General features: G+C 41.8%; 7 protein-coding genes. 3 read left to right on the forward strand and 4 right to left on the reverse strand.

The window, feature by feature from the left end; translation table 11 throughout:
* From AB1488_11400 to nadC, 3 genes are all read left to right on the forward strand, one after another.
* On the forward strand, nucleotides 1-1,564 hold a 1,564-nt coding region (locus AB1488_11400), incomplete at its 5' end, for a restriction endonuclease subunit R (protein MEW6410690.1).
* A 49-nt stretch (nucleotides 1,565-1,613) separates the two neighbouring features.
* Complete coding sequence (locus tag AB1488_11405; protein ID MEW6410691.1) at nucleotides 1,614-2,669, forward strand: M48 family metallopeptidase; 1,056 nt, start codon at nucleotides 1,614-1,616, stop codon at nucleotides 2,667-2,669.
* A complete protein-coding gene (gene nadC / locus AB1488_11410) occupies nucleotides 2,638-3,495 on the forward strand; it encodes a carboxylating nicotinate-nucleotide diphosphorylase (protein MEW6410692.1) in 858 nt (285 codons plus the stop codon). The genes AB1488_11405 and nadC overlap by 32 nt, the downstream gene beginning before the upstream one ends.
* On the opposite strand, the gene AB1488_11415 is transcribed toward nadC, so the two are convergent.
* From AB1488_11415 to AB1488_11430, 4 genes are all read right to left on the reverse strand, one after another.
* A complete protein-coding gene (locus AB1488_11415) occupies nucleotides 3,492-4,469 on the reverse strand; it encodes a hypothetical protein (protein ID MEW6410693.1) in 978 nt (325 codons plus the stop codon). The two genes, nadC and AB1488_11415, sit on opposite strands and share 4 nt — an antisense overlap.
* On the reverse strand, nucleotides 4,463-4,987 hold the full coding sequence (locus tag AB1488_11420; protein ID MEW6410694.1) for a hypothetical protein: 525 nt from the start codon (nucleotides 4,985-4,987) through the stop codon (nucleotides 4,463-4,465). The genes AB1488_11415 and AB1488_11420 overlap by 7 nt, the downstream gene beginning before the upstream one ends.
* 103 nt (nucleotides 4,988-5,090) lie before the next feature.
* The gene (selB, locus tag AB1488_11425; GenBank protein MEW6410695.1) at nucleotides 5,091-6,989 is read right to left on the reverse strand and encodes a selenocysteine-specific translation elongation factor; all 1,899 of its coding nucleotides are present in this window, start codon (nucleotides 6,987-6,989) and stop codon (nucleotides 5,091-5,093) included.
* A gap of 93 nt (nucleotides 6,990-7,082) precedes the next feature.
* A partial coding sequence (locus AB1488_11430; GenBank protein MEW6410696.1) for a tyrosine-type recombinase/integrase occupies nucleotides 7,083-7,395 on the reverse strand: 313 nt, incomplete at its 5' end.

The raw sequence follows: 7,395 nt of genomic DNA on the forward strand, positions 1-7,395 counted from the left end.
CAAGGCAAAGGAATATGAGGCGAATACCGGCGAACATATCAGGCCTATCTGTCTGGTGCAAGCAGAAAGAACAGGCAAGGAGCAGAGGGGAACGAAATATATTCACGCAGAGGACGTTAAAGAATATCTTATCAAGCAATGCGGCGTATCGGAAAATGAGATAGCTATCAAAAGCAGCGAAAAAGATGATATTGAAGGCATAGACCTTTTAGGCCGTGATTGTGAAATCAGGTATATCATTACCAAGCAGGCATTGCAGGAAGGATGGGACTGCGCCTTTGCATATATTCTTACGATATTGACAAATCCCGGTTCTCAGCTTAGCATCACGCAGCTTGTAGGAAGGATTCTCAGGCAGTATAAAGCCAGAAAATCCAAAGTCAAAGACCTTGATGAAAGCTATGTCTTTTGCCATAGGCCGAAAGCAGGCGTTCTTTTAGAAAGCATCAAGAAAGGTTTTGAAGTTGAGGGGCTGGGCGATTTGGCTTCAAGGGTGACTGTAAAAGAGGGAGATCCGGCTTTAGAGGATGCTACAAAGGAAAAGGTTGTCAGATATAGAGACAAATTCAAAGTATTTGAGGGCAAAGTTTATCTGCCTAAATTTGTAATTCAGGAAAACATCGGGTGGCGTGATGTCAACTACGACATGGACATTTTAAGCAGAATAGACTGGACTGATGCAGACTTAAACCCGGTGAAAGTCCTTCCGCTGGGTGAGAAAAAATTAAGGGATGAAGAAATAACGGTTGGGCTGAGTGAGGATGTAAAAGAACTTCTTGAGAGAAAAGGCAGCAAAGAAAGGCATGGGGGGTTGAAGCTCGACCACGTTCTTATGACGAGACAGTTGCTGGATATTATCCCAAATCCCTGGATTGCCCATGATATCGGGAAAAAGATTCTGGATGCCTTGCTGAAGAATAACAGCAAAGAGAAAGTTACAAATAACCTTGCTTTTATCATTGAAGAGACCCGCAAACAGTTGTTGGAAGAACGTAACAGGCTGTCCGAGAAAATATTCAGAGATTTGATTGATAAGAAAAAGCTCTGGTTTTTCCTTCTGGCCGATAAGGGAGGTTATGAACTCCCTCCAAGCATAAAGGTAAAAAAGAGCAGCAAAAGGCTTGTCAGGGATGATCATTCTGAGGTTCAGAGGAGTCTTTTTGATTATGTCCCTGAAGAAGAATTTGATAGCGAAACAGAAAAATCTGTTGCAATATATCTCGATGAACAAGAAAAGCTTTTATGGTGGTACAGGAATCTTTCCAGACAGGATTACTACATTCAGGGATGGCGAAAGAACAAAATTTATCCCGATTTCATATTTACAAAGGCCGATGATTCCGGTAGAAATTTCAGCACGGTCTATGTTGTTGAAACAAAGGGCGTTCATCTAAAGGATTTCGAAGATACTAAATATAAGAGAAACGTTTTTAAGTTTTGCAACGACTTAGGCCAAAAAAGAGAATGGAAGGAATTGAATAGAGAGTTTTCAAGAGGGATTGAGTTTCAGGTTATAGCTGAGGATGAGTGGAAGAAGAGGATAAATGAAATTTTTGCGATTTAATTTTTATAAAGACTTCAAATCAAAACTTGAAGCGAGGTTGGAAGAATAGATGATATTGAAACAGCGAAAATGGAAAATAACAATATTGATTCTTCTCCTCTTTCTCTCTGCCTGTGCGACCACGACAGGTCCAAAGGTTACGGATAAGGAAATAGAGGTCGCTACAGAAGAACTCAGGATAAAGGCTGCAAAACGGTTTATCGAAACCAAACAGTGGGTGCATACAGTAAGCTGGAGGCTTCTCAAAGCGATACCGAAGGAGGACTTCAAGAAAAGAAGGGGAGGTATCGGAATAGACCTCTATAATCTCAAAGACCCTGTCCTTGCACGGATTGCAGGAAAAGAGGCATCTTCATCGGATAGGCTCATTATCTCTTTTGTTACTCCAGGAACTCCTGCTTATGTGGCAGGATTGAAAGCAGGTGATATTATAAAAGAGATCGATGGTAAAAAGGTATCGGACATGACTGATTATAGCAGAGCGGTGGAGGACATCACACCAGGCAAGGTCACAAGGTTTACTATAACACGGAATAATCAGACACTCAATATTGATATTATACCTGCCGATATGCCAAGGCTCGCTGTCTTCGTTATAGATTCCCCTGAGATTAATGCCTTTGCTGATTCAAGTGGTGTCTATATTACTTACGGAATGCTACGATTTGTTAAATCTGATGATGAACTTGCCTTTGTTCTCGGACATGAGATGGCACATCTTACAAAAGGACATTTATTGAAATCAACAGGCTCCCAGATACTAAGTGGTATAATAGGTATCCTCGTAGGGGGAGTAATGAGCAGATATGACCCTCAAAGTGGACAGGTGCTGGGAGATACTGTTGCGAGGGGATTGCATGCCCCATTTTCAAGGGAACTTGAAAGGGAGGCTGACTATTTTGGATTGCTTTACACCCACAGGGCTGGTTTTGATATTGTAAAGGCATCCGAATTCTGGGAGAGGTTTGCGATAGAACTGCCTGCAACTATGACTCGCAGTTATCTCGGAACACATCCCTCATCTCCAGAGAGGATGGTAAGGATGAAAAAATCTGTTGAGGAGATATTGAAAGGTGATAGAAATTCCACCACACCTAATCCATAACCTCATAAAGAGAGCACTTGCCGAAGACATAGGGCACGGAGATATAACAACCACCTCGATAGTCCCTGAAGAGAAAACATCTGAGGGTAAGATTATTGCCAAGGAAGGCTTAGTCCTCTGCGGTTTATACATCGCAGAGGGAGTCTTCAGAGCCCTCGACAGGGATGCAACAGTATCTTCACACTTTAAAGATGGTGATACCATAAGAAAAGGCGAAATAATTGCAGGGGTCTCATGTAATACAAAGGCATTACTGACAGGAGAGAGGACAGCCCTTAATATAATGCAGAGGCTCTCAGGCATAGCGACCCTGACATCAAGGTTTGTAGAACAGGTTAAAGGCACAGGGGCAAGGATAGTTGATACGAGAAAGACAACACCTATGTTAAGGGCTTTTGAAAAGTATGCTGTGAGGTGTGGAGGGGGATTAAATCACCGATTCGGGCTCTATGATGCAGTTCTCATCAAAGATAATCATATAGTGGTCGCAGGAGGTATAACCTCTGCAGTCAGACGTGTAAGAGAAATCTTGCCTCACACGGTAAAGATAGAGGTTGAGACAAAAAAACTCGATGAAGTAAAAGAGGCGGTCGAGGCTAAAGTCGATATAATTATGCTGGATAATATGGGAATTGATGAAATAAAAAAGGCAGTTTCTTTTATACGATCAACTCGCAACTCGCAACTCGCAATTCTTATCGAGGCATCAGGAAATATCAATCTCGATAATGTCAGGGATGTAGCACTTGCTGGTGTGGACCTTATCTCTGTGGGTGCACTAACACATTCAGCCCCAGCAGTAGATATAAGTCTTGAGGTTAGTTAAAAGACATAATTGATACCAAAGATTACACCATGTCTCTGGCTGGTTGCTTTGTTAAAAGGTGCGGTAACTACTCTTCCACTACTGAAGTAGGTAGTATCTGTGCCATCACCTGACTCTATCCTCCAGTATCTATAGCCCATCTCTATAAAAAGGCTTCTCCATGGATTATAGGATAAGGTGGCATCTCCACCACCTCCAAAACCACCATTTGCCTTATGTTTAAAACTCGGATCCTGCCTGAAATCTGTCCTTAGATTCCAGATGCCTTCTCCTCTGTAGTGTGTCCAGGGTATTACAAAAAGGCTTGCTTTTAGAGAAAGCCTGTCTGATAAAGGCACGCCTCCCCTTGCTCCAATCCTTATGCTATCCCATTCAAAGATATAAGTAGACTTCAGTCTAAAAAATGCCCCTGTTGCTGGCACCTCCTGAAATCCATTAGTCATAATTATATCTTCTTTCCAGTGCTGATACCCCAGCAGGACATCTATAAATAAATCCTGCTTGTAGCGAACCCCATGTGGTTCACTCCCTTTCCCTCTATCAGGTCTTGTAAATATACGGAGGGCATAATCTATATTAAGATACCAGAGGTTGTCATCCTCTGCAGTTCCACTACTGCGGGAATATAACCCCTGCCTGTTATCTCTATTATAATCGCTGTCTATCCATTTGCCATTTCTGATATTTCCATATCCATATTCCAATATCAGGAAATGCTTAGAGTTGATGCCGACTTCTCCATATAATTCAATTACCGTGCTGTCAATATGCTTATACTCTAATTCAGATAACACATTCGGAGAGCCATCAGTATCGGCTATATTCCAGTCGCTATCCCCTTTACTCAACCATGTCCTTTGCCCCATAGTGAAGGATATATTAAGGGATTTATCGGGTTCTTTCCCAAAAGATGGGGCTGTTATCAAAAGAAATGAGAGAAACAGGATAATGGGACTACTAATCTTTCCTACCATCTGAATATCACCCACTGTGGAACATATATAATTTCACCCTTTACCTTTTCTATCCATTCGTGGCTACCAGGCTCTCTTTCGATGATGTATATATACTCGTAAGGAGTCTGTCTTTCTATATCGAAATAGAATTCCCTCAATTTACCAGACATAGAAACTGCACCCTTAAGATCCTGTTTTGTCTCAAAGAGACCATCACCATCCCTGTCAATCAATGAATACTCATAGGGATAGCCTCTATCTACATCCACATCATAGCGAAATATCCTTCCCTTGATACTGTATGTCCTGATAAGATTTCCATCTTTACCTACATAAGTTCTAATAAGTGTCTCTTTTCCTGGTATCTTATCGATTAAATCTACAGATTCCTCACTCAGTATCCGTGCCTCCCTTACATCCGGTATTTTATGCCCATATTTTTCAATTGTTTCATACTTCTTGATAGCTGGCTCATCCGCAAATACTACGCCTCCCGCAAGTAAAACTGCCGTCACAGATATCAATAATAACCTCATTCCCCCTCCTTATACACAATCTTAGCATACTTGCCACCAATCCTTCAATAATCTTTTCTCTCTTTAAGCAGAGAAAAGGGGACAGCCTGCCGTCCCATTTTTCTTATCTCGGTATCCTTTTATCTCCTACCCGTAGGGTGACCCTCGTGGTGTCAAGATACTCTATAAGTGGTACTGCGTATTTTCTTGATGTATTTATCATGTCCCTGAACTCGGCAACGGTAATCTCTTTCTTCTGCTTGAAGAACTCCTTCAGTTTGTTTAATACATCGTTAAATACATCTACATGAAAATAAAGTGAATCATTAATCCTTACAATCAACCCGTCTCTTGTCAGAAGTTTAAGGATATCAGCAACGTTCTGGTGGCTTATATTGAGTGTGGATTCCATCTCTTCTTTCATCGGTGGTTGAGTGCCACCCTCCATAATCGCTCTGAGTATCTTTTCCTTGATGGCGTCCTGTCTTTCTTCGAGGGTTACCATAAAAGTAGAGAGTCTGACAAGTTCTTTTTCCACTGAAATCTTTCCTGTCCGTTCAAGTTCATATAAGACCCTGTTCATAACCTTGATAGAGCCTTCCTTGAATATCCCTTTTAATCCTTCCTTCGACATTCCTGGCTTTAAGGGATTTTCTCTGTGAAATATCTCAATGGCAGATAGAACAGCATCCTTGAGGTGATTGAATACAACTATATGCAGATATATTTCATCATCCTTATCAATAAGTATGATTTCACCACGATTGCTTAGTGAAATCAGCGCATTTTTTATCGCTGTATTCTCAGCATCTATCCATCCTCTGAGATTGCTTAATGATATACCTGAAACACCGCTGGTGTTAATTTTATAAGAGAACTTCTCTTCGAGATTTCCGTATTCAAGTATCTTCAGCCCATAAAGTATTTTTTCTTCTCCCCTTTTATGTTTCTTTGCCAGTGGTTCTAAGATCATTCCTCCACCCAGTGTTTGCAGTGGAGAGTAGCGTCTTATTATAAAATGGTCTCCTGATAGGGCTATAACAGGAGATTCAACCCTGAGCTGTATATACGAACTCTCTCCTGGAGCGATCTCGTCTCGATCAAGAATCAGTATCCTGCCGATCGCCTCTGATGTCCCGATATGAAGACGTATCCTTGTTCTGTTCTTGAGGGGAGGAGAGTCCTTTAGCAGATGAAATGAGGCATCGAGCATAAAGGTTGGTGTCATCATGCCGGGAAGTGTGACGGCATCTCCCCTTACTATCTCTTCCTTTTCTATGCCTTGAAGATTAAGTGCAGTTCTCTGACCTGCAAATGCCTCCTGGACCTTAATATTATGTGACTGTATTCCTCTTACTTTTGTCTTAATCCTGCCTGGCAGGATCTCTACGGTATCTCCTACAGGTATCTTTCCTGAAAGAAGGGTCCCTGTTACAACCGTCCCAAACCCCTTCATTGTGAATACCCTGTCAACAGGTAGCCTGAATAGCCCATCTGTTGACTTAGGAGGGGTCTCCAATGCCATTTTTCTGATTGTTTCTTGCAGTAACTCTATGTTCTGTCCTGTTTTTGAAGATACGGTGATAAGCGGGGCATCTTTAAGAAATGTCTCTTCTGTGAGATTTCTTATGTCATCGATTACAAGGGATAACCACTCTTCGTCCACAAGGTCAACCTTTGTTACTACGATAATACCCCTTTTTATTTTCAGGAGATTACATATTGCAAGATGCTCCCTTGTCTGAGGCATTACACCCTCATCTGCTGCTACCACAAGTAGCACGATATCTATACCTCCGGCACCAGCAAGCATGTTTTTTATCAGTCTTTCATGCCCTGGCACATCCACTATACCAACTGTGATTCCGTCTGGGTATTCAAGATAGGCAAAACCGAGGTCTATGGTTATGCCACGTTCTTTTTCTTCCTTGAGTCTGTCAGGGTCGATCCCTGTGAGGGCTTTAACAAGCGCACTTTTCCCGTGATCTATATGTCCTGCAGTGCCGAGGATTATATGACGCATACTGCAATAATATAACAGATTGTGGGGATTTTAGAAAGGTGGATTGAGATGTGATAATCTGTTAAGGAAATGAAATAACGATAGATGCATAAATTATTTATCAAGCGGGCTTCTAACCCCAAGGATATTCCTTGACGCCACATGGGTATAGATCATAGTTGTCTGGAGATTTTTGTGTCCAAGCAGTTCCTGAATTGTCCTTATGTCATAGCCGTTCTCCAGCAAATGTGTGGCAAAACTGTGCCTTAATGTATGAATAGAAGCCTGCTTAGTTATACCTGCCTTTCCAACCGCATCTTTGAATGCCTTTTGAAGTGATGCCGGATGCATATGATGCCTTCTAATGATATGCGAACGAGGGTCTATTGAAAGCGACTTTGAAGGAAAGAGCCAGAACCAGCCCCAT

The organism is Nitrospirota bacterium (assembly GCA_040756155.1).
GTDB lineage: Bacteria > Nitrospirota > Thermodesulfovibrionia > JACRGW01 > JBFLZU01 > JBFLZU01.

Coding starts and splice junctions, on each gene's coding strand:
- selB (MEW6410695.1), bottom strand. CDS start 6,989: ATGCGTCATATAATCCTCGGCACTGCAGGACATATAGATCACGGGAAA.
- AB1488_11405 (MEW6410691.1), top strand. CDS start 1,614: ATGATATTGAAACAGCGAAAATGGAAAATAACAATATTGATTCTTCTC.
- AB1488_11420 (MEW6410694.1), bottom strand. CDS start 4,987: ATGAGGTTATTATTGATATCTGTGACGGCAGTTTTACTTGCGGGAGGC.
- AB1488_11415 (MEW6410693.1), bottom strand. CDS start 4,469: ATGGTAGGAAAGATTAGTAGTCCCATTATCCTGTTTCTCTCATTTCTT.